Genomic DNA, 17829 nt, shown 5'->3' with positions numbered 1-17829 from the left:
ACCGCGCCGTTCCCGCCACCAGCCTGGCCGCTCCGGACCCGCTCAGGCGCTGCACGGCGCCTGCCCGGCCGACCGGCCGCAGGTCGCCAGGCTGCACCAGCGGCGTAGGCCGCTCTCGTCGAGGAAGAGCCAGCCGCACCGCTCGTCCGGGCACGCGCGGACGGTGAGTCGACGTGGATCGGCCAGCAGCGCGGCGGCGCTCCATGCCGCGGCGTGCACGGGCAGCCGGAGCCCGGCCGAGAGATCGGGCCACCACCGCCCTCGGCCGTCCGGCTCCCGCCGGAGCACCATCACCTTCGCGGCCGCCTCCGCGGCCCGCGCGACGGCGTCGAAGGCACTCCGGTCCTCCGGATCGGTCAGGCAGGCGTACAGCCGGGTGCGGAGCGCGCGGGCCTCGTCGAGCGCGGCGGCGGCCTCGCCCGGGCTCCGCCGGGCCAGATCGAGCAGTCGCCGCACCGCCACGTCGTCGATCAGTCCCACGTGGCCGGCCCAGACCGCCAGGGTCGGGTAGCCGCGGAGCCACTCCGCCCCCGGCAGCGGTGGCTCGTGTCCCCAGCCGGCGAAGGTGTTGCAGAACTCCAACGCCGGATGCCCGCCGACGCTCCACGGCAGGCTCTCGCCACGCACGCGTACCTCGTAGACGGGCAGGTCGGGCCGGTCGAGCCGGTGGTCGGCACGGAGGATCCGCCGGTGCACCTCCCGCAGCCGCATCCCCGGCTCGACGCCGAGCTCGGCCACGAGCGTCCGCCGGGTCGTCCGGTACAGCTGTAGCGCCTCGGCCTGCCGGCCGGCCCGGTACAGCGCGGTCATCAGCGAGGCGACCAGCCGCTCCCGGGTCGGGTACCGGGTGACCATGGGGGTCAACTCGCTGATCACGCGAACCTGGTGGCCCAGCGCGAGCCGCGCCTCGGCCCTTAGCTCGACGCCGGTGAGCCGGAGCTCCTCGATCGGCCTGCCCAGCCGACCGCGCAGTTCGTCGTCGGCCGTGTCGGCGAGCAGCGGCCCCCGCCAGAGCCCCAGTGCCTCGTCGAGCAGACGTACGCGCTCGGCCGGATCAGCGGTGCCGCTCGCCTGGTGGACGAGACCGCTGAACTCCTCGACGTCGATCCGGTGCCCGTCGGGTTCCACGAGGTAGCCCTCACCGCGCGTGGTGATGCGGACCCGATGGGGCGCCAGCGACGCGCGGAGCCGGCCGATGTAGGTGTGCACGGCGCCGCGGGCCGAGGCGGGCGGTTGGCCGTGCCACAGCAGCTCGATGAGCCGGTCGGTGCTGACCAGGCGACCCGGGTCGAGCAGGAGAACGCCGAGGATGCACCGTTCCTGCCGGCGGCTGCCGAACTCGACGGGCCGGTCGTCCTGACGCGCTTCGAAGGGGCCGAGCAGTCGGAAGTCCATACCTGGTCAGACCATCTGGCCGCCGTGGACGGTTGCCGGTCCGGTGAGCGGCTGGTGATTTCCCGGGTACCGGCGGGCGGCTCGGCCGGGCCGGGCCGGGCGGCCGGGGCCGTGACGGTCAGGACGTGGTCAGTGGTGCCGACGACCCTGGTCCGGTCCGACCGTCCGAGAACAGATGGAGAGAACATGCGTTGGAGAACGAGTGTCGGAACGGTCCTGGCGGCTGCGATGTTCGTCGGGGGTGGGGCGACGGCGGCGTCCGCCGCTCCCGCCAACCCGCCGACCGTGCCGGCCGAGCCGGCGGCTGCGCCCGCCGGCGCGCCGGCCGTGCCGGCCGAACTGGCGGCCGCGCTCGCCGAGGCGAGCCGGCTCGGCGGCTGGGTGCCGGCGCCGCAGGAGCCGTTCGAACTGCCCGCCGGGGCGCGGTGCGACTTCGCCGTCCGCGTCCAGCCCGTGGTGGACGAGGTACGCAAGCTGGTGCTGGAGACCTATCCGGACGGCTCGCCGAAGCGGGAGATCTACACCGGCGCCCTGATCAGCGAGGTGAAGAACCTGGAGACCGGGGCCACCAGTTTCGCGGACGCCAGTGGTTCCGCGCTCGTCGTCCATGGCACGGACGGCTCGATGACCTGGTACGTGGTCGGGCCGGTGCTGCTCGGCTTCCGGGAGAACGCCGGCTCGCTGCCGCGCGGCCTGTGGCTGGTGGACGGGGTGTTCCGGGTCGAGTTCACCCCGACGTTCGAGAAGACCATCACGATGGTGCGCGGCACCACGCACGACGTCTGCACCGACGTGGACTGAGCCTGCCGCCCGGCCGGGTCCCGCCCGTCCGCCCGGCCGGGCGGGACCCGGCCCGGTTCACGGGGTACCGGGTGGGCGGACCGCCGTGCTCCTGCGGAAGGCCCGGCGGTACGCCGACGGCGACGTGCGCATGGCCCGGCCGAAGTGGTGGCGGTAGGTGACCGGGCTGTCGAACCCGACCGCCGTGGCGATCTCCTCGACCGGCGCGTCGGTGCCCTCCAGCAACGGCAGGCTGGCCCGGACCCGCTGGTCGACCAGCCAGCGGATCGGGCTGGTGCCGGTGGCCCGGGCGAAGTGCCGCAGATAGGTGCGCGGCGACATGTGCGCCTGCCGGGCCAGCCGGTCGACGGTGACCGGCTCCGCCAGGTGCGCCAGGGCCCAGGCGATGCTCCCGGCGATCCGGTCGTCGTCCGGGTCGACGGTCACCGGCGCCTCGATGAACTGGGCCTGACCGCCGTCGCGGTGCGGCGGGATCACCAGCCGGCGGGCGACCGCGTTGGCGATGGCCGCACCGTGGTCCCGGCGGACCAGGTGCACGCAGAGGTCCAGGCCGGCCGCGCTGCCGGCGCTGGTGAGCAGGTCACCGTCGTCGAGGTAGAGCACGTCCGGGTCCACCTCGACCCGTGGGTACCGGCGGGCCAGCAGGTCCGCGTACCGCCAGTGGGTGGTGGCCCGCCGGCCGTCCAGCAGCCCGGCGCCGGCCAGGGCGAACGCGCCGGAGCAGATGGACATGATCCGGGCGCCGGCCCGGTGCGCCCGGCGCAGCGCGGCGACCAGTTCCGGTGACGGGTCGACGGTGACGTCCGGCACCCCGGGCACGATCACCGTCGCGGCGCCGGCCAGCACGTCCAGCCCGTACGGGGTGTGCAGGCTGGCCCCGCCGACGACCGGCACCGGGCCGGGACGCTCGGCGCAGACGGTGAGCTGGTACCAGTCGACGTCGAACTCGGGCCGGGGCAGCCCGAACACCTCGGTGACGATGCCGGTCTCGAAGACCGACATCCCCGGGTACGCCAGCACGGCGACGCTGCGGTCGGCCGGAGCGCGCAGGGACATGGCGGGATGTTAGCGCTCGTCGTCGTTCCCGCCACTCGCCCGGCCGGCCCAGATCGCCGGAGGATCGTGGGCATGACGCAGACCTTCGCCGTACCGGCCGCCGAGCCGACGGTCGCCGCCGCCCACTTCCGCGCCCGGCTGACCTTCGAAACCGACGTCAGCGACGTGCACGCCGACCTGACCGCCGGGACGCCCGGTCTGGTGGTGGTCGACTCCCGGGGCGCCGCCGCCTGGGCCCAGGGGCACCTGCCCGGCGCGGTGCACCTGCCGACCGCCGAGATCGCCGGGCGGGCCACCGGCCTGGTGCCGGCCGGGTCCCGGGTGGTCACCTACTGCTGGGGCCCGGGCTGCAACGGCGCCACCCGGGCCGCGCTGGAGTTCGCCCGGCTCGGCTTCGCGGTCAAGGAACTGCTCGGCGGGTACGAGTACTGGGTGCGCGAGGGGTTGCCGGTGGTCACCGCGACGGGGTTGACCCGCCGCCCGGTCGACGACCTGACCGCGCCGCGGGCCACCGCCACCTGCGACTGCTGACCGCCGCCGGGCCGGTCACCCGTCGGCGTCGTCGGTGAGCTTCTCGCCCCGCCGCCGGAGCATGTTCAGCCCGGGGATGCCGGCCACGGCGAGCTTCAGGTCGCGGGTCACGTCGAGCAGGTCGTGCAGGTCCGGGCCGACCCGGTCCAGGGTGGCCAGGATGGGCAGGATGTCCGAGGTCAGGTGCTGCTTGAGTTTCGGCAGCTCGTCGATGAGCCGGATCGCGGCGGTCACCTCCTCGTGGCTGAGCTGCTCGACGAAGCGGTTCGCCATCGGCGCGGCCCGGCGCAGCGCCGGCTCGTACGCGGCCAGCAGCTCCGCGGCGGTGGCCGCCGCCTCCGCCGCGGTGCCCACCGTGGCTGTCGCCCGACCGGCCACCGAGTCGGCCTCGGCGACCACCGTGGCGGCCGTCCGGGCCACCTTGTCGGCCTCGTTGACCACCACCGTGGCCGCGGCGGCCACCTCGGTAGCGGTGTCGATCGCGGCGGTCGCGGCGGCGCTGATCACGGCGACCTCGCGGACCGCGGCCTCGGCGTCGGTGAGCACCCGGTCGGTACGGTCCAGCGTCTGCTCGATCCGGTCCACCACGCCGTTGATCCGCGCCAGCAGGGCCTCCACCCCGTCGAGCACCGCGAACGCGCGGACGGGCACGGCGGCGAACGACGCGGCCGAACCGAGAGCCTGGTCGAGGGCGGAGCGGGTGAGACCGACGACCGCGGCCGGCCGGGGGAGGGGAATCGCCATGGCACCAAGTGTGCGTCGTCGCCGCGACAACCGCCCGGCGTCAGCCGACCGGCCCGTGCTGCTCGACGGCCCGCTGCACGGCGCGGTAGATCTGGCCGAACCGCAGCGCGTCCGGCGTCCGCAGCAGCAGCTCCTCCCGCCCGTGGTGCTGCACCCAGAGCTCGTGTACCCGGTTGCCGCGCTCGTAGGAGCGGTCCAGCCAGCCGAGCGGTACCTCCAGGAACGGGGTCAGGGCCAGCGCGGCGACCGCGCACGCGGCCAGGATGACCAGCGCCAGCCGCCACTCGCCCCGGTTCTGCGCCGACCAGGCCAGCGAGAGCACGCAGACCACCGCGAGCAGCGGCGGCAGCGACAACAGCAGGACCAGCACGCCCCGGCCGAGCACCCGCCCCCGGACCGCCGCCGTGGTCCGTCCGCGGTCATGCCAGACGTACGTCAGGTCGGCGATCGCCACGGTATGGCCACCCGCCCGGATCGACTCGGAGGTCACCTGCACCGCGTCGTCCCGGTAATAGAGGGTCATCACTAAGCTCTAGCACTTCCCGGCAACGTGGCGCCCGTGCCGCCGTCCGCCGAACGGGCGCGGGTCGGGTAGCGTCCGGTCGGATGACCGAGCAGCAGCGCAACATCGAGGCGGTCCGCCGCTACCTGCGGACCTTCGTGACGAAGGACCTGGCCGAGGTACGCGCGGTGGTGGCCGAGGACGTGGCCATCCACGGCTCCGGCACCGCGGTGCGGGGCCGGCACTTCGTCGAGCAGGCGGTCGCCTCGCCCGGGCTGACCGTGCTCGACCAGGAGATCGTCGAACTCTTCGCCGCGGGTGACCGGGTCGTGGTCTCGCTGGCGCAGACCTACCGGCGGGACGCCACCGGCGCGACCGCTGTGCAGAGCGCCTGCAAGATGTACCGGCTGGCCGGTGGCGTCATCGTCCAGTTCTGGGGCGAGCAGGACCTGTTCGGCCTGTTGCGCGGGCTGGGCATGCTGCCGGACGGTCCGATCGAGTTCTGAGCGCTAACCGCGGCGGGCCGCCGCCGGCTGGCTGCGTTCCACCGCCCGCTGCACCGCGCGGTAGATCTGGCCGAAGCGCAGCGCGTCGCCGGTCCGCAGCAGCCGTACCGGGTGGCCGCGCCAGCGCGCCCAGAGCTCCAGCTGCCGGCTGCCCCGGGCGTACGAGCGGTCCAGGTGCTCGAAGAGGAAGTCGGCGACCGGCCCGACGGCGAGCCCGACCAGCACCGAGGCGCCGACGATCGCGATCGTGACGGTGGGCGAGCGGTCCAGCCAGAGCGCCAGCGCGATGCCGAGCGCGGCCGCGACCAGCGGCCCGGCCAGCGCCGCGCCGATCGCCCCCCGACCGGCCAGCACCCGCCAGGACCGGCTGCCACGCTGGTGCCACACCAGGCTGATCTCGGTGAGCGGAAACGTCCGGCCGTCCACCCGTACGGCGGTGGAGGTGACCTGGACCGACCTGTCGTCGTAGTACGTGATCATCGCTGGTCTCATCGCTGGACTCCCTGAGCGGGGCTGATACCAGACTACTTACCCCGCCGCCTCGCGCCGTAAGGTTGGCTCGCGACTTCGACGAGGAAGTGAGGGTGCGCGTGAGCGAGTTCGTGCGGCTGGAGACCAAGGACGGGATCGGCACCATCCGCCTGGAGCGGCCACCGATGAACGCGTTGAACACCCAGGTGCAGGAGGAGTTGCGCGCCGCCGCGACGGCGGCCACCGCCGACCCGGCTGTCCGCGCGGTCATCGTGTACGGCGGGGAGAAGGTCTTCGCCGCCGGCGCGGACATCAAGGAGATGGCCGACATGTCCTACGTGGACATGGCGGCGCGGGCGGCCGACCTGTCCAGCGCGCTCGGCGCGATCGCCCGGATCCCCAAGCCGGTCGTCGCGGCGATCACCGGCTACGCCCTCGGCGGCGGCTGCGAGCTGGCGCTGGCCTGCGACTGGCGGGTGGTGGCCGAAGAGGCCAAGCTCGGCCAGCCCGAGATCAAGCTCGGCATCATCCCCGGCGCGGGTGGCACCCAGCGGCTGGCCCGGCTGGTCGGCCCGGCCCGGGCCAAGGATCTGATCATGTCCGGCCGGATGGTCGACGCCCAGGAGGCGCTGCGGATCGGCCTGGCCGACCGGGTCGCCCCGGCCGCCGAGGTCTACGACACCGCTGTCGAGCTGGTGCGCCCGTACCTCACCGGCCCGGTGCAGGCGCTGCGCGCCGCGAAGCTCGCCGTCGACGGCGGCCTGGACATGGACCTCAACTCCGGCCTGGCCTGGGAGAGCCAGCTCTTCGCGGCGCTGTTCGCCACCGACGACCGGCGCGAGGGCATGGCCGCGTTCGTGGCGAAGCGCAAGCCGGACTTCACCGGCCGGTGACCCCCTGCGCCGGTGAACCGCCGCCGGCAGGCGGCGGTTCACATTCGGCCTACCGGCCAGTAGCGTGTGACTCCGGCCGGGCGACGAAGGGAAGCGGCATGACGGAGCGGATCGAAGGTCACGGCGGCGAGCTGGCGCTCGCGGCGCTGCGCGCGTACGGGGTGCGGGAGATGTTCACCCTCTCCGGCGGGCACGTCTTCCCGCTCTACGACGCCGCGCACAAGAACGACTTCCCGATCTACGACGTCCGGCACGAGCAGTCCGCCGTCTTCGCCGCCGAGGCGGTGGCCAAGCTCCAGCGTCGCCCCGGCCTGGCCGTGCTCACCGCCGGCCCCGGCGTCACCAACGGCATCTCGGGCCTGACCAGCGCGTACTTCAACGCCTCACCGGTGCTGGTGCTCGGCGGTCGGGCCCCGCAGTTCCGCTGGGGTTCCGGCAGCCTGCAGGAGATGGACCACCTGCCGCTGGTCGCCCCGGTCACCAAGCACGCCGAGACGGTGTTCAGCCCCGACGACATCCCGCGCGCGGTGACCGCGGCGCTGACCACCGCGCTCACCCCGCACCGCGGCCCGGTCTTCCTGGACTTCCCGCTGGAGGCGGTCTTCTCGGTCGCCGACGCGGAACTGCCCGCGCTGCCCGGCATCGCGCCCGTCGAAGCCGACCCGGACGAGGTGCGCACGGCGGCCGAGCTGATCGCGGCGGCGAGCCGCCCGGTGATCATCGCCGGCTCCGACGTCTACGCCGGCGACGCGGTCGACGCGCTGCGCGCCGCGGCCGAGGCGTTGCAGGTGCCGGTCTTCACCAACGGGATGGGCCGGGGCGCGCTGCCGCCGGAACACCCGCTCGCCTTCGCCAAGGCCCGCCGGGTGGCCCTCAAGGGCGCCGACGTGGTCGTGGTGATCGGCACCCCGCTGGACTTCCGGCTGAGCTTCGGCGACTTCGGCGACGCCACGGTGGTGCACATCGTCGACGCGCCGAGCCAGCGGGCCGGGCACGTGCAGCCGGCCGCCGCGCCCGCCGGTGACCTGCGGCTGATCCTCAGCGCGCTGGCCGAGCACCCCGGCGACCGGGCCGACCACGCCGGCTGGATCGCCGAGCTGCGCACCGCCGAGGACGCCGCGAAGGCCCGCGACGCCGAGGAGATGGCCGCCGAGACCGACCCGATCCGCCCGGCCCGGGTCTACGGCGAGCTGCGCAAGGTGCTCGCCCGTGACGCCATCACCATCGGCGACGGTGGCGACTTCGTCTCGTACGCCGGCCGCTACCTGGAGCCGGCGCAGCCCGGCACCTGGCTCGACCCCGGCCCGTACGGCTGCCTCGGCACCGGCATGGGCTACGCGATGGGCGCCCGGGTCAGCCACCCGGACCGGCAGATCTGCGTGCTGATGGGCGACGGCGCGGCCGGCTTCTCGCTGATGGACGTGGAGTCCCTCGCGCGGCAGCGGCTGCCGGTGGTGATCGTGGTCGGCAACAACGGCATCTGGGGGCTGGAGAAGCACCCGATGCGCGCCATGTACGGCTACGACGTCGCCGCCGACCTTCAGCCCGAGCTGCGCTACGACCAGGTGGTCGCGGCGCTCGGCGGCGCCGGCGAGACGGTCGCCAAGGCGGCCGACCTCGGGCCGGCCCTGCAGCGGGCCTTCGACGCCGGGGTGCCCTACCTGGTGAACGTGCTCACCGACCCGGCCGACGCGTACCCCCGCTCGTCGAACCTGGCCTGATCCACCGCCCGCCGCCGTCGCCGGGAGCCCGGTGACGGCGGCGGCCGCGCGTTCTCACCCGCGGCTGTTGGCCGGCGCTACGCCGGAGGGCGGTCCTCCTCGCCCTCGCGGCGGCGCAGGTCCTCCTCGCGCCGGCGCAGGTCCTCCTCCCAGCGGCGGAAGAGCTCGGAATCCTGCCGCCGGGAGCGCTCCTCGATCGAGCGCAGGAACTCGGGGTCGTCGTCGGGAGCGACCGGCCGGGCCGGCTTCCGCGAGGCGTTGCCGTTCCCCACCGGCCAGGCCGGCCGGGGGCGGGCGCCCGCGGTCTCCCGGCCGGCGACGAACCAGGCGATCGAGCCGAGCAGCGGGAAGAACAGGATGATCAGCACCCAGGCGATCCGGGGCAGGGCGCGGATCTCGCCCTCCTCGGCGGACAGGCAGCTGATCAGGGCGCAGACGGCGAGGACGATCTGCGCCAGGAAGAGGAGGACGTACAGCCGGGCCATGCGTCAATGATGGCGCACGGGCGCCGGTCACCACAGCCCGCGTAGCACCAGCGCGGTGCCGACCAGCGCGAATCCGGCGGTGGCCAGGGCGACCAGCGGTAGCGTCCGGCCGCCGGTGCGGGTCGGGCCGGCGGCGGCGGCCCGGGGCCAGCAGACGGTGACCGCCGCGCCCCAACCGAGCAGCGCCGCCCCGGCCAGCAGCGCGCCGACCAGGCCGGCGGGGAACGCGAGCCGGAGGGTCAGCAGCAGGACCACGGTCAGCGTCAGCGCGGTCCGCCGCCAGGCCAGCCGGGTCCGCTCGGGTTGCAGCCCGGGGTCACGCGCTCCGACCGGTCGGGCCGGCGGCCCCGCCGCGCCGGCCGGCGTCGGCGGCTCCGAGGGGTCGGGCGCCCGGTCGTCGGCGCTCACGAGTCGCCGAAGGCCCGGGCGAGCACAGCGGCCACCAGCAGCACCGCGCCGAGGCCGATGGTCAGGGCGAGCACCGCCGGGAAGCGGGAGGCGGGCAGTTCCTCGCCGAGCCGGATGGCCCGTTCGGTGCGCGCCCAGTGGTCGACGGCGTGGATGGCGACGGCGCCGCCGAGCAGCAGCAGCGCCACGGCGATCAGTTCGCGCAGGTGCGCCACCGGCAGCGGCGGCAGGAACTGCGCGGCGGCCAGCCCGCCGGCCACCAGCGCCAGCCCGGTGCGCAGCCACGCCAGGAAGGTCCGCTCGTTGGCCAGCGAGAACCGGTAGTCCGGGGTGCTGCCGACGGACCGCAACTCCCGCGGGTCGAACCACCGCCTGATCGACTGCCACACACCCCGATTATCCGTTGGCGGCCCGGCCTAGCCTGGACAGGTGACGGATCTTGATGTGACGACCCTGCGGAACGCGTACGACAACCAGCTGCGCGCCGCCGTGCCGGACCCGCTGCCGGCCGGGGTGACGGTGGAGCGGGACGGCCCCCTGGTGCGGATCCTCGGCCTCGACCACGGCGGTTTCCTCACCTACCGGGACCTCGGCGGGCTGACCGGCGCGGCGCTGGACGAGCTGATCGCCCGCCAGGTGGAGTTCTTCCGGCGCCGGGGCGAGCAGGTGGAGTGGAAGCTGCACGGCCACGACCAGCCCGCGGACCTGCCGGACCGGCTGCGCGCGGCCGGCTTCGTGCCGGAGGAGCTGGAGACCGTGGTGATCGGCCCGGCCGCGCCGCTCGCCGCCGCGCTGCCGGTGCTGCCCGAGGGCGTACGCCTGCGTGAGGTGACCGCCCGGGCGGACCTGGACCGGATCGTGGCGATGGAGGAGGAGGTCTGGCAGGCAGACCGGAGCCACCTGGCTGACGGGCTGGCCAAGGAGATCGCCGCCGACCCGCAGTCGATCACCGTGGTGGTGGCGGAGGCGGCGGACACGGTGGTCTGCGCGGGCTGGGTGCGGTACGTGCCGGACACCGGTTTCGCCACCCTGTGGGGCGGCTCGACGCTGCCGGGGTGGCGGGGGCGGGGCATCTACCGGGCGCTGGTCACCTACCGGGCCCGGCTGGCCGCCCAGCGCGGCCGGACCCTGCTGCAGGTGGACGCCTCGCCGGACAGCCGGCCGATCCTGGAGCGGCTCGGCCTCGTCCCGGTCACCACCACCACGCCGTACGTCTACACTCCGTGATCATGCAGCAGCGGTTGACGGCCGAGGAGCTACTCACCCTCAAGACCGGCGCGTTCGGCGCGGTCTTCCTGGTCTCGAACGCCGATCCCGGCATGCTGGCGCTGTTCCGGGAGAGCTTCGCCGCCTCCGGGGCGATGTCGGGCGCCAGCGGCGTGGTGAAGGAGGCGCTGACCACCGGTCCGCTGCCGAAGCTACCCCGGGACTCGGCGCTGGAGGTCGAGTCGGTGGTGCTGCCGGCGCTGGGCCGGGCGATGGGGATCCTGCGCGAGAAGGCCCCGCAGGACGTGTCGGTCTACCGCTCGGTGGTGCTGGCCGCCGCGGACCGGGTGGCCCAGGCCCACCGGGGTGTCGCGCCGGCCGAGGCGGCGGTCATCGACCGGATCAGGGACGCGCTGGACGAGCCGGCCTGAGCGGGCCGGCGGACGGCGCCGAAGACCAGAGCGCCCGGACGGCCGCCCGCACACAGCGGTCGCGGATCCGGCCGCAGGCGCAGCGGTACGACTCGGGCAGCGTCCGCCGGCAGCCGAGCCGGGTCGCAGCCGTCCGCCCCGGCACGCGCTGTCCTGGCATGTCCCGATACCTCCCAATTTGCCAGCTTACCCGGCTCCGGGGCGGTCGGTGAGCTGTGTCACTCTGAGTGGCCGGAGGTGCGATGCTACTGGCAGGTAACATGGCGTCGTGGGCAACCGCACAGCAGCCCGCGGTTGACCGGCGTCACCCGACGCGCGAGGCTGCGCCCCAGACCGGGCGAGCGATCGCTACACCAAACAGGAGGGTCGTCGAAGCGCGATGAACATCGTCGTACTCGTCAAGCAGGTGCCCGACTCGGGCGCGGACCGCAACCTGCGTACTGACGACAACACCGTCGACCGCGGTTCGGCGAACAACGTCATCAACGAGATGGACGAGTACGCCATCGAAGAGGCGTTGAAGATCAAGGAGGCGCACGGCGGCGAGGTCACCATCTTGACCATGGGTCCGGGCGGGGCGACCGAGTCGATCCGCAAGGCGCTCTCGATGGGGCCGGACAAGGCCGTGCACGTGGTCGACGACGCGCTGCACGGGTCCTGCGCCGTGGCGACCTCGAAGGTGCTCGCCGCCGCGCTGGGCACCCTCAACGCCGACCTGGTCATCTGCGGCGCCGAGTCCACCGACGGCCGGGTCCAGGTGCTGCCGCACATGATCGCCGAGCGGCTGGGCGTCGCGGCGCTGACCGGCGCCCGCAAGCTCACCGTCGACGGCGGCACGCTCACCGTCGAGCGGCAGACCGAGGAGGGCTACGAGGTGGTCACCGCCTCGACCCCGGCCGTTGTCTCCGTCTGGGACACCATCAACGAGCCGCGCTACCCGTCCTTCAAGGGCATCATGGCCGCCAAGAAGAAGCCGGTGCAGACGCTCTCCCTCGGTGACCTCGGGGTCGCCCCGGCCGAGGTGGGCTTCGACGGCGCGACCAGCGCCGTGCTGGAGCACAGCAAGCGGCCGCCGCGCTCCGGCGGCGCCAAGATCACCGACGAGGGCGAGGGCGGCGTCAAGCTGGTCGAGTTCCTCGCCACCGAGAAGTTCGTGTGAGGGGTCCGGACATGTCTGAGGTTCTCGTCGTCGTCGAAGCCACCCGGGAATTCGGCGTCAAGAAGGTCACCCTGGAGATGCTCACCCTCGCCCGCGAGCTGGGCACGCCCAGCGCGGTGGTGCTCGGCGGCGCCGGCGCGGCCGAGGCGCTGAGCGCCAAGCTGGGCGAGTACGGCGCGGCGAAGATCTACGCCGCGGAGAGCGAGGAGATCGACGGCTACCTGGTGGCGCCCAAGGCCACCGTGCTGGCCGAGCTGGTCAAGCGGGTCGAGCCCGCGGCCGTGCTGCTCGCCTCCTCCCAGGAGGGCAAGGAGATCGCCGCCCGGCTGGCGGTCAAGCTGGACAACGGCATCCTGACCGACGTGGTCGCGCTGGACGCCGACGGCACCGCCACCCAGGTGGCCTTCGCCGGCTCCACCATCGTGAAGTCCAAGGTCACCCGCGGCCTGCCGCTGGTCACCCTCCGGCCGAACTCGGTCAACCCGGTGCCGGCCGCCGCCACCCCGGCGGTCGAGCAGCTCACCGTCACCGTGGCCGACACCGACAAGCTGGCCAAGGTGGTGGACCGGGTCGCCGAGCAGAAGGGCTCGCGTCCCGAGCTGACCGAGGCGTCCGTGGTCGTCTCCGGTGGCCGCGGCGTCGGCAACGCCGACAACTTCAAGCTGGTCGAGGAGCTGGCCGACCTGCTCGGCGGCGCGGTCGGCGCGTCCCGGGCGGCGGTGGACTCCGGCTTCTACCCGCACCAGTTCCAGGTGGGCCAGACCGGCAAGACGGTCTCCCCGCAGCTCTACATCGCGCTGGGCATCTCCGGCGCGATCCAGCACCGGGCCGGCATGCAGACCTCGAAGACCATCGTCGCGGTCAACAAGGACGGCGAGGCGCCGATCTTCGAGCTGGCCGACTTCGGCGTGGTGGGCGACCTGTTCAAGGTGGTCCCGCAGGCCGCGGAGGAGATCCGCAAGCGCAAGTGAGCTGAGGCTCGAGCAAGGGAAGGCCGGAACCGCGCCGCGGTTCCGGCCTTCCGCGTTCCGGTCCCGACCCTCCACGTTCCCGGGAACGACCCGCGGCGTAGCCGGAACTGGGACCATCGGGGGAGCACCCCCGCGCACCCCCGCCCGCCGATGGACGAAGGAGCGCGACATGCCCGCCCCCAGGCCCGAGGGTGACCACCACGCCCTGGCCGCGCACGAGGTCGTGCTGCTGCTCGGGACGGACGTCGAACACGGGCTGACCGAGGCGGACGCGGCCGACCGGCTCCGCCGGTTCGGGCCGAACCTGCTGCCTCGGGCCACCCAGGGCGGGGTGTTCCGGCGGCTGCTGCGGCAGTTCCACAACCCGCTCATCTACGTGCTGATCGCCGCCGGCGTGGTCACCCTGCTGCTCGCCGAGTACGTCGACTCCGCCGTGATCTTCGGGGTGGTGGTGGTCAACGCGGTGGTCGGCTTCCTTCAGGAGTCCCGGGCCGAGGCGGCCCTCGACGCGTTGCGGGCGATGGTGCGTACCGAAGCGCGGCTGGTGCGCGGCGGGCGCCAGCGGCGGGTGCCCTCCACCGAGGTGGTCCCCGGTGACCTGGTGCTGGTCGAGGCCGGCGAGAAGGTCCCCGCCGACCTGCGGCTGGTGCACGCCGCCGAGCTGCGCGCGGACGAGTCGGCGCTGACCGGCGAGTCGCTGCCGGTCCGCAAGGACGAGCTGGTCGTACCGGCCGAGACGCCGGTGGCCGACCGCCGCAACCTGCTCTACTCCGGCACCCTGCTCACCGGCGGCTCGGCGGCCGGCGTCGTGGTGGCCACCGGGGCGGAGACCGAGCTGGGCCGGATCCACCGGCTGGTCGGCGGCGCGCGGGTGCTGGACACCCCGCTGACCGTGCAGCTGGCCCGGTTCAGCCGGCTGCTCACCGTGGCGATCCTGGTGCTGGCCGCGGTGACCTTCGGCATCGGCCTGCTGCGCGGCCAGGACGCCGGCCAGACCTTCACCGCCGCGGTCGCGCTGGCCGTGGGCGCGATCCCGGAGGGGCTGCCCGCCGCGGTGACCATCACACTGGCCATCGGGGTGTCCCGGATGGCCCGCCGGCGGGCCGTGGTCCGGCGCCTGCCGGCCGTGGAGACGCTCGGCAGCACGACGGTGATCTGCACCGACAAGACCGGCACGCTGACCGAGAATCAGATGACGGTCCAGCTGCTCTGGACGCCAGAGGGCCGCTACGAGGTCTCCGGCGCCGGCTACACCCCGACGGGTGAGATCCGGGACGCCGAGGGTGGCCCGGCCCCGACCGGGGCGGGGGCGTTGCGCTGGTCCCTGCTGGCCGGGGTGGCGTGCAACGACGCCCGGCTGGACGAGCAGGACGGCCGCTGGGCGGTGCTGGGCGACCCCACCGAGGGGGCCATGCTGGTGGTGGGCGCCAAGGTGGGGCTGAGCCGGCACCGGGTCGCCGAGGAACTGCCCCGGCTGGCCACCGTCCCGTTCACCTCCGAGCGGCAGTACATGGCCACCCTGCACGACCGGCGCGAGGACGGCCGGGTGGTGCTGGTGAAGGGGGCGGTCGAGCGGGTGGTCGAGTGGTCCACCGCGGCGCTGCGCGAGGACGGCTCGACCGGCCCGCTGGACGTCGAGGCCGTGCTGGCCGCCGCGCACGAGCTGGCCGCCGACGGGCTGCGGGTGCTGGCCACCGGGATGCGCCCGGTCGGCCCGGACGACGGGCTGGTGGCGGAGGAACTGCCCGGCACGCTGGTGTTCACCGGCCTGCAGGCGATGCTCGACCCGCCCCGGGCCGCCGCCGCGGCCGCGGTGCGGTCGTGTCAGCGGGCGGGCGTGGCGGTGAAGATGATCACCGGGGACCATCGCGCCACCGCGACCGCCATCGCCGGCCGGCTCGGCCTGCTCCCGGGCGCGCCCGGCCCGGGTGACGTGCTCACCGGGACGGACCTGGCGACGTTGCCGGCGGCCGAGCTGCCCGCCGCGGTACGCCAGGCGTCGGTCTTCGCCCGGGTCTCGCCGGAACAGAAGCTGCGGCTGGTGGAGGCGCTGCAGGCCGCCGGCCAGGTGGTGGCGATGACCGGCGACGGGGTCAACGACGCCCCGGCGTTGCGGCAGGCCAACATCGGGGTGGCCATGGGGCGCAGCGGCACCGAGGTGGCCAAGGAGGCCTCCGACATCGTGCTCACCGACGACGACTTCGCCACCATCGAGTCGGCGGTCGAGGAGGGGCGCGGCGTCTTCGCCAACCTGACCAAGTTCATCACCTGGACGCTGCCCACCAACGCCGCCGAGGGCATGGTCATCCTGGTGGCGGTCGTGCTCGGCACGGTGCTGCCGATCCTGCCCAGCCAGATCCTGTGGATCAACATGACCACCGCCGTGGCGCTCGGCCTGACGCTGGCCTTCGAGCCGAAGGAACCGGGGATCATGGACCGCCCGCCGCGCGACCCGAAACAGCCGCTGCTGACCGCCGCGCTGGTGGTCCGCGTCCTGCTGGTCTCCGCGCTGCTGGTGGTCGGCGCCTGGGGGCTGTTCGAGTGGGAGCTGAACGCCGGGTCGGAGCTGGCGCAGGCGCGCACCGCGGCGGTGAACCTGTTCGTCGTCGTGATGGCCGGCTACCTGTTCAGTTGCCGCTCGCTGACCCGGTCGCCGTGGCGGCTCGGCCTGTTCAGCAACCGCTGGCTGATCGTCGGTGTGCTGGCACAGGCCCTCGCCCAGCTGGCGCTGACCTACCTGCCGGTGCTCAACGACCTGTTCCGGACCGCCCCGATCAGCGGGACGGCGTGGCTGCGGATCTTCGGCATCGCCGCGCTGGTCTCCGCCGTCGTGGCGCTCGACAAGCGGTTCGGCTGGTTCGGCCGCCGGTTGGGCTGAGCCGAGCGGGACCGGCGGTGGGGAGCTGATCGGCGGGCCGGGGAGCTGAGCCGGCCCGCCGATCAGCCCGTCAGGGTGCCCCTCGACAGGCTCTCGCCGGAGTGGGCGGTGTTGTTGTCGAACCGCTCGGCGGAAACGTCGACAACCGAGTATGCCTGAAGGTCGACGTTCGGTGGCAACGGGAGTAGCTCGTCCGCCGGGTCACCGAGCACACCGACCGAGAACATCTCCATGGTCCGTGGGTTGATGAGCCAGACCTCGTAGTACCCCGGGGCCGCCGGGAGATTCGCCACGTGCAGGTGCAGCCGCCGGTTGTCGAACACCCGGGCCTCGCCGGCGGCGTCCGGCGGTACCGCGACAACATCGTCGTCACGGCCGTGCCCGAGCGTTCGCTGGCCGCCCGGGGCACCGGGGCGGGGAGTGCGCCCTCCCTGCCCCGGTGCCGGCCGGCCTCCGGCGTCCGGCCGATCCGTCGGCGGTCGTAGGCTGAGTCGTGATGGCTTACCTGGATCACGCCGCGACCACGCCGATGCTCGACGAGGCACTGGAGGCGTACGTCACCACCGCCCGCGAGGTGGGCAACGCGTCCTCCCTGCACGCGGCGGGTCGTCGTGCCCGTCGCCGGGTGGAGGAGTCGAGGGAGCGGGTGGCCGCCGCGCTCGGTGCCCGGCCGTCCGAGGTGATCTTCACCGGTGGCGGCACGGAGAGCGACAACCTTGCGGTCAAGGGCATCTTCTGGGCTCGCCGGGGCGCCGACACGCGGCGGAACCGGGTGGTCTCCAGCGCCGTCGAGCACCACGCGGTGCTCGACGCGGTCGACTGGCTCGCCGGGCACGAGGGCGCCGACGTGGGTTGGCTGCCGGTCGACGAGGCGGGCCGGCTCACCCCCGACGCGCTCCGTGCTGAGTTGGCCGAGCACGGCGACCGGGTGGCCGTGGTCACCGCGATGTGGGCGAACAACGAGGTCGGCACGGTGCAGCCGGTCAGCGAACTGGCCGGCGTCGCCGCCGAGTACGGTGTGCCGTTCCACACCGACGCCATCCAGGCGGTCGGCCAGGTGCCGGTCGACTTCGCCGCCAGCGGGGTCGCCGCGCTGACCGTCACCGGGCACAAGCTCGGCGGGCCGGCCGGGGTGGGTGCCCTGCTGCTCGCCCGGGACGTGCCGGCCACCCCGCTGCTGCACGGCGGCGGCCAGGAGCGCGATGTCCGCTCCGGCACCCTGGACACCGCGGGCATCGTGGCCTTCGCGGTCGCCGTGGAAGCGACGGTGAAGGGCCAGCAGGATTACGCGGCCCGGGTGGCCGCCCTCCGCGACGACCTGGTGGAGCGGGTCCGGCAGGCGGTGCCCGAGGTGGTCTTCAACGGCGACCCGGCCGGCCGGCTGCCCGGCAACGCGCACTTCTCCTTCCCGGGCTGCGAGGGTGACGCCCTGCTGCTCCTGCTGGACGCCCAGGGGATCGCCTGCTCGACCGGGTCGGCCTGCTCGGCCGGGGTGGCCCAGCCCTCGCACGTGCTGCTTGCGATGGGCGCCGACGACGACCGGGCCCGCTCCTCGCTGCGCTTCACCCTCGGCCACACCAGCACCTCGGCCGACGTCGACGCCCTGATCGCCGCTCTCCCCGCCGCCGTCGACCGCGCCCGCCGGACCGCCGCCAACACCCTCACCGGCTC

Annotated in this window: 20 protein-coding genes; 11 read left to right on the top strand and 9 right to left on the bottom strand. The window is 74.2% G+C overall.

Going from position 1 to position 17829, the window contains the following annotated elements; genetic code table 11:
- Nucleotides 1–42: 42 nt before the first annotated feature.
- Entirely contained in the window at nt 43–1395 is a 1353-nt protein-coding gene (locus tag DLJ47_RS34945) for an AfsR/SARP family transcriptional regulator (protein ID WP_109906593.1), read from the bottom strand.
- Nucleotides 1396–1581: 186 nt separating this feature from the next.
- Here DLJ47_RS34945 and DLJ47_RS34940 point away from each other — a divergent pair, with 186 nt between their 5' ends.
- Nucleotides 1582–2196 (top strand): hypothetical protein, encoded by a 615-nt coding sequence (locus tag DLJ47_RS34940; protein ID WP_233258184.1) that lies wholly within the window; start codon nt 1582–1584, stop codon nt 2194–2196.
- Nucleotides 2197–2253: 57 nt separating this feature from the next.
- On the opposite strand, the gene ftrA is transcribed toward DLJ47_RS34940, so the two are convergent.
- On the bottom strand, nt 2254–3252 hold the full coding sequence (ftrA, locus tag DLJ47_RS34935) for a transcriptional regulator FtrA (protein ID WP_109906591.1): 999 nt from the start codon (nt 3250–3252) through the stop codon (nt 2254–2256).
- Nucleotides 3253–3324: 72 nt separating this feature from the next.
- On the opposite strand from ftrA, the gene DLJ47_RS34930 reads away from it, so the two are divergent.
- Nucleotides 3325–3783, top strand: a complete 459-nt coding sequence (locus DLJ47_RS34930; protein WP_109906589.1) for a rhodanese-like domain-containing protein — start codon at nt 3325–3327, stop codon at nt 3781–3783.
- A 15-nt stretch (nt 3784–3798) separates the two neighbouring features.
- Here DLJ47_RS34930 and DLJ47_RS34925 read toward each other — a convergent pair whose 3' ends face one another.
- Together DLJ47_RS34925 and DLJ47_RS34920 are read right to left on the bottom strand one after the other, a co-directional pair.
- Nucleotides 3799–4527 carry a hypothetical protein gene (locus tag DLJ47_RS34925; protein WP_109906587.1) on the bottom strand — a complete coding sequence of 243 codons (729 nt, stop codon included), beginning with the start codon at nt 4525–4527 and terminating at the stop codon, nt 3799–3801.
- Nucleotides 4528–4567: 40 nt separating this feature from the next.
- Nucleotides 4568–5050: a DUF6232 family protein gene (locus DLJ47_RS34920; RefSeq protein ID WP_109906585.1), complete on the bottom strand. Its 483-nt coding sequence runs from the start codon at nt 5048–5050 to the stop codon at nt 4568–4570.
- Nucleotides 5051–5133: 83 nt separating this feature from the next.
- Between DLJ47_RS34920 and DLJ47_RS34915 the strand changes: the two genes are divergently transcribed.
- Nucleotides 5134–5535 carry a nuclear transport factor 2 family protein gene (locus DLJ47_RS34915; RefSeq protein WP_109906583.1) on the top strand — a complete coding sequence of 134 codons (402 nt, stop codon included), beginning with the start codon at nt 5134–5136 and terminating at the stop codon, nt 5533–5535.
- A gap of 3 nt (nt 5536–5538) precedes the next feature.
- Here DLJ47_RS34915 and DLJ47_RS34910 read toward each other — a convergent pair whose 3' ends face one another.
- Nucleotides 5539–6015: a DUF6232 family protein gene (locus tag DLJ47_RS34910; protein ID WP_088995632.1), complete on the bottom strand. Its 477-nt coding sequence runs from the start codon at nt 6013–6015 to the stop codon at nt 5539–5541.
- Between the two features lie 110 nt (nt 6016–6125).
- Here DLJ47_RS34910 and DLJ47_RS34905 point away from each other — a divergent pair, with 110 nt between their 5' ends.
- Both DLJ47_RS34905 and DLJ47_RS34900 read left to right on the top strand, forming a co-directional pair.
- A complete protein-coding gene (locus DLJ47_RS34905) occupies nt 6126–6899 on the top strand; it encodes an enoyl-CoA hydratase/isomerase family protein (RefSeq protein ID WP_109906581.1) in 774 nt (257 codons plus the stop codon).
- A gap of 98 nt (nt 6900–6997) precedes the next feature.
- A complete protein-coding gene (locus DLJ47_RS34900) occupies nt 6998–8620 on the top strand; it encodes an acetolactate synthase (protein WP_109906579.1) in 1623 nt (540 codons plus the stop codon).
- A 77-nt stretch (nt 8621–8697) separates the two neighbouring features.
- Here the strand turns inward: DLJ47_RS34900 and DLJ47_RS34895 are convergent, their stop codons facing one another.
- From DLJ47_RS34895 to DLJ47_RS34885, 3 genes are read right to left on the bottom strand one after another with little or no spacing between them, the layout of a single operon-like run.
- Complete coding sequence (locus DLJ47_RS34895) at nt 8698–9105, bottom strand: PLD nuclease N-terminal domain-containing protein (protein WP_109906577.1); 408 nt, start codon at nt 9103–9105, stop codon at nt 8698–8700.
- Nucleotides 9106–9132: 27 nt separating this feature from the next.
- Complete coding sequence (locus DLJ47_RS34890) at nt 9133–9513, bottom strand: DUF202 domain-containing protein (RefSeq protein WP_199236140.1); 381 nt, start codon at nt 9511–9513, stop codon at nt 9133–9135.
- Complete coding sequence (locus DLJ47_RS34885) at nt 9510–9902, bottom strand: YidH family protein (protein ID WP_088995627.1); 393 nt, start codon at nt 9900–9902, stop codon at nt 9510–9512. The genes DLJ47_RS34890 and DLJ47_RS34885 overlap by 4 nt, the downstream gene beginning before the upstream one ends.
- 40 nt (nt 9903–9942) lie before the next feature.
- Between DLJ47_RS34885 and DLJ47_RS34880 the strand changes: the two genes are divergently transcribed.
- From DLJ47_RS34880 to DLJ47_RS34860, 5 genes are all read left to right on the top strand, one after another.
- Complete coding sequence (locus tag DLJ47_RS34880; RefSeq protein WP_109906575.1) at nt 9943–10740, top strand: GNAT family N-acetyltransferase; 798 nt, start codon at nt 9943–9945, stop codon at nt 10738–10740.
- Nucleotides 10737–11150, top strand: coding sequence for a hypothetical protein (locus DLJ47_RS34875; RefSeq protein WP_199236139.1), 414 nt, complete (start codon nt 10737–10739; stop codon nt 11148–11150). The genes DLJ47_RS34880 and DLJ47_RS34875 overlap by 4 nt, the downstream gene beginning before the upstream one ends.
- Nucleotides 11151–11529: 379 nt before the next feature.
- On the top strand, nt 11530–12309 hold the full coding sequence (locus DLJ47_RS34870; RefSeq protein WP_109906573.1) for an electron transfer flavoprotein subunit beta/FixA family protein: 780 nt from the start codon (nt 11530–11532) through the stop codon (nt 12307–12309).
- Nucleotides 12310–12320: 11 nt separating this feature from the next.
- On the top strand, nt 12321–13280 hold the full coding sequence (locus tag DLJ47_RS34865) for an electron transfer flavoprotein subunit alpha/FixB family protein (RefSeq protein WP_109906571.1): 960 nt from the start codon (nt 12321–12323) through the stop codon (nt 13278–13280).
- Nucleotides 13281–13449: 169 nt separating this feature from the next.
- A complete protein-coding gene (locus tag DLJ47_RS34860) occupies nt 13450–16158 on the top strand; it encodes an HAD-IC family P-type ATPase (RefSeq protein WP_109906569.1) in 2709 nt (902 codons plus the stop codon).
- A 62-nt stretch (nt 16159–16220) separates the two neighbouring features.
- Here the strand turns inward: DLJ47_RS34860 and DLJ47_RS34855 are convergent, their stop codons facing one another.
- Nucleotides 16221–16481 carry an anti-sigma factor gene (locus DLJ47_RS34855; RefSeq protein WP_109906567.1) on the bottom strand — a complete coding sequence of 87 codons (261 nt, stop codon included), beginning with the start codon at nt 16479–16481 and terminating at the stop codon, nt 16221–16223.
- Nucleotides 16482–16654: 173 nt separating this feature from the next.
- Between DLJ47_RS34855 and DLJ47_RS34850 the strand changes: the two genes are divergently transcribed.
- A partial coding sequence (locus tag DLJ47_RS34850) for a cysteine desulfurase family protein (RefSeq protein WP_109906565.1) occupies nt 16655–17829 on the top strand: 1175 nt, incomplete at its 3' end.

It is taken from the genome of Micromonospora sp. S4605 (assembly GCF_003176715.1).
GTDB lineage: Bacteria > Actinomycetota > Actinomycetes > Mycobacteriales > Micromonosporaceae > Micromonospora > Micromonospora echinaurantiaca.
This window is presented reverse-complemented; position numbering and strand designations above follow the sequence as displayed.

What these genes read in the sequence shown, in the direction of transcription:
- DLJ47_RS34945 (WP_109906593.1), bottom strand. Translation starts at nt 1,395, where the DNA reads ATGGACTTCCGACTGCTCGGCCCCTTCGAAGCGCGTCAGGACGACCGG.
- DLJ47_RS34940 (WP_233258184.1), top strand. Translation starts at nt 1,582, where the DNA reads ATGCGTTGGAGAACGAGTGTCGGAACGGTCCTGGCGGCTGCGATGTTC.
- ftrA (WP_109906591.1), bottom strand. Translation starts at nt 3,252, where the DNA reads ATGTCCCTGCGCGCTCCGGCCGACCGCAGCGTCGCCGTGCTGGCGTAC.
- DLJ47_RS34930 (WP_109906589.1), top strand. Translation starts at nt 3,325, where the DNA reads ATGACGCAGACCTTCGCCGTACCGGCCGCCGAGCCGACGGTCGCCGCC.
- DLJ47_RS34925 (WP_109906587.1), bottom strand. Translation starts at nt 4,527, where the DNA reads ATGGCGATTCCCCTCCCCCGGCCGGCCGCGGTCGTCGGTCTCACCCGC.
- DLJ47_RS34920 (WP_109906585.1), bottom strand. Translation starts at nt 5,050, where the DNA reads ATGACCCTCTATTACCGGGACGACGCGGTGCAGGTGACCTCCGAGTCG.
- DLJ47_RS34915 (WP_109906583.1), top strand. Translation starts at nt 5,134, where the DNA reads ATGACCGAGCAGCAGCGCAACATCGAGGCGGTCCGCCGCTACCTGCGG.
- DLJ47_RS34910 (WP_088995632.1), bottom strand. Translation starts at nt 6,015, where the DNA reads ATGATCACGTACTACGACGACAGGTCGGTCCAGGTCACCTCCACCGCC.
- DLJ47_RS34900 (WP_109906579.1), top strand. Translation starts at nt 6,998, where the DNA reads ATGACGGAGCGGATCGAAGGTCACGGCGGCGAGCTGGCGCTCGCGGCG.
- DLJ47_RS34895 (WP_109906577.1), bottom strand. Translation starts at nt 9,105, where the DNA reads ATGGCCCGGCTGTACGTCCTCCTCTTCCTGGCGCAGATCGTCCTCGCC.
- DLJ47_RS34870 (WP_109906573.1), top strand. Translation starts at nt 11,530, where the DNA reads ATGAACATCGTCGTACTCGTCAAGCAGGTGCCCGACTCGGGCGCGGAC.
- DLJ47_RS34865 (WP_109906571.1), top strand. Translation starts at nt 12,321, where the DNA reads ATGTCTGAGGTTCTCGTCGTCGTCGAAGCCACCCGGGAATTCGGCGTC.
- DLJ47_RS34860 (WP_109906569.1), top strand. Translation starts at nt 13,450, where the DNA reads ATGCCCGCCCCCAGGCCCGAGGGTGACCACCACGCCCTGGCCGCGCAC.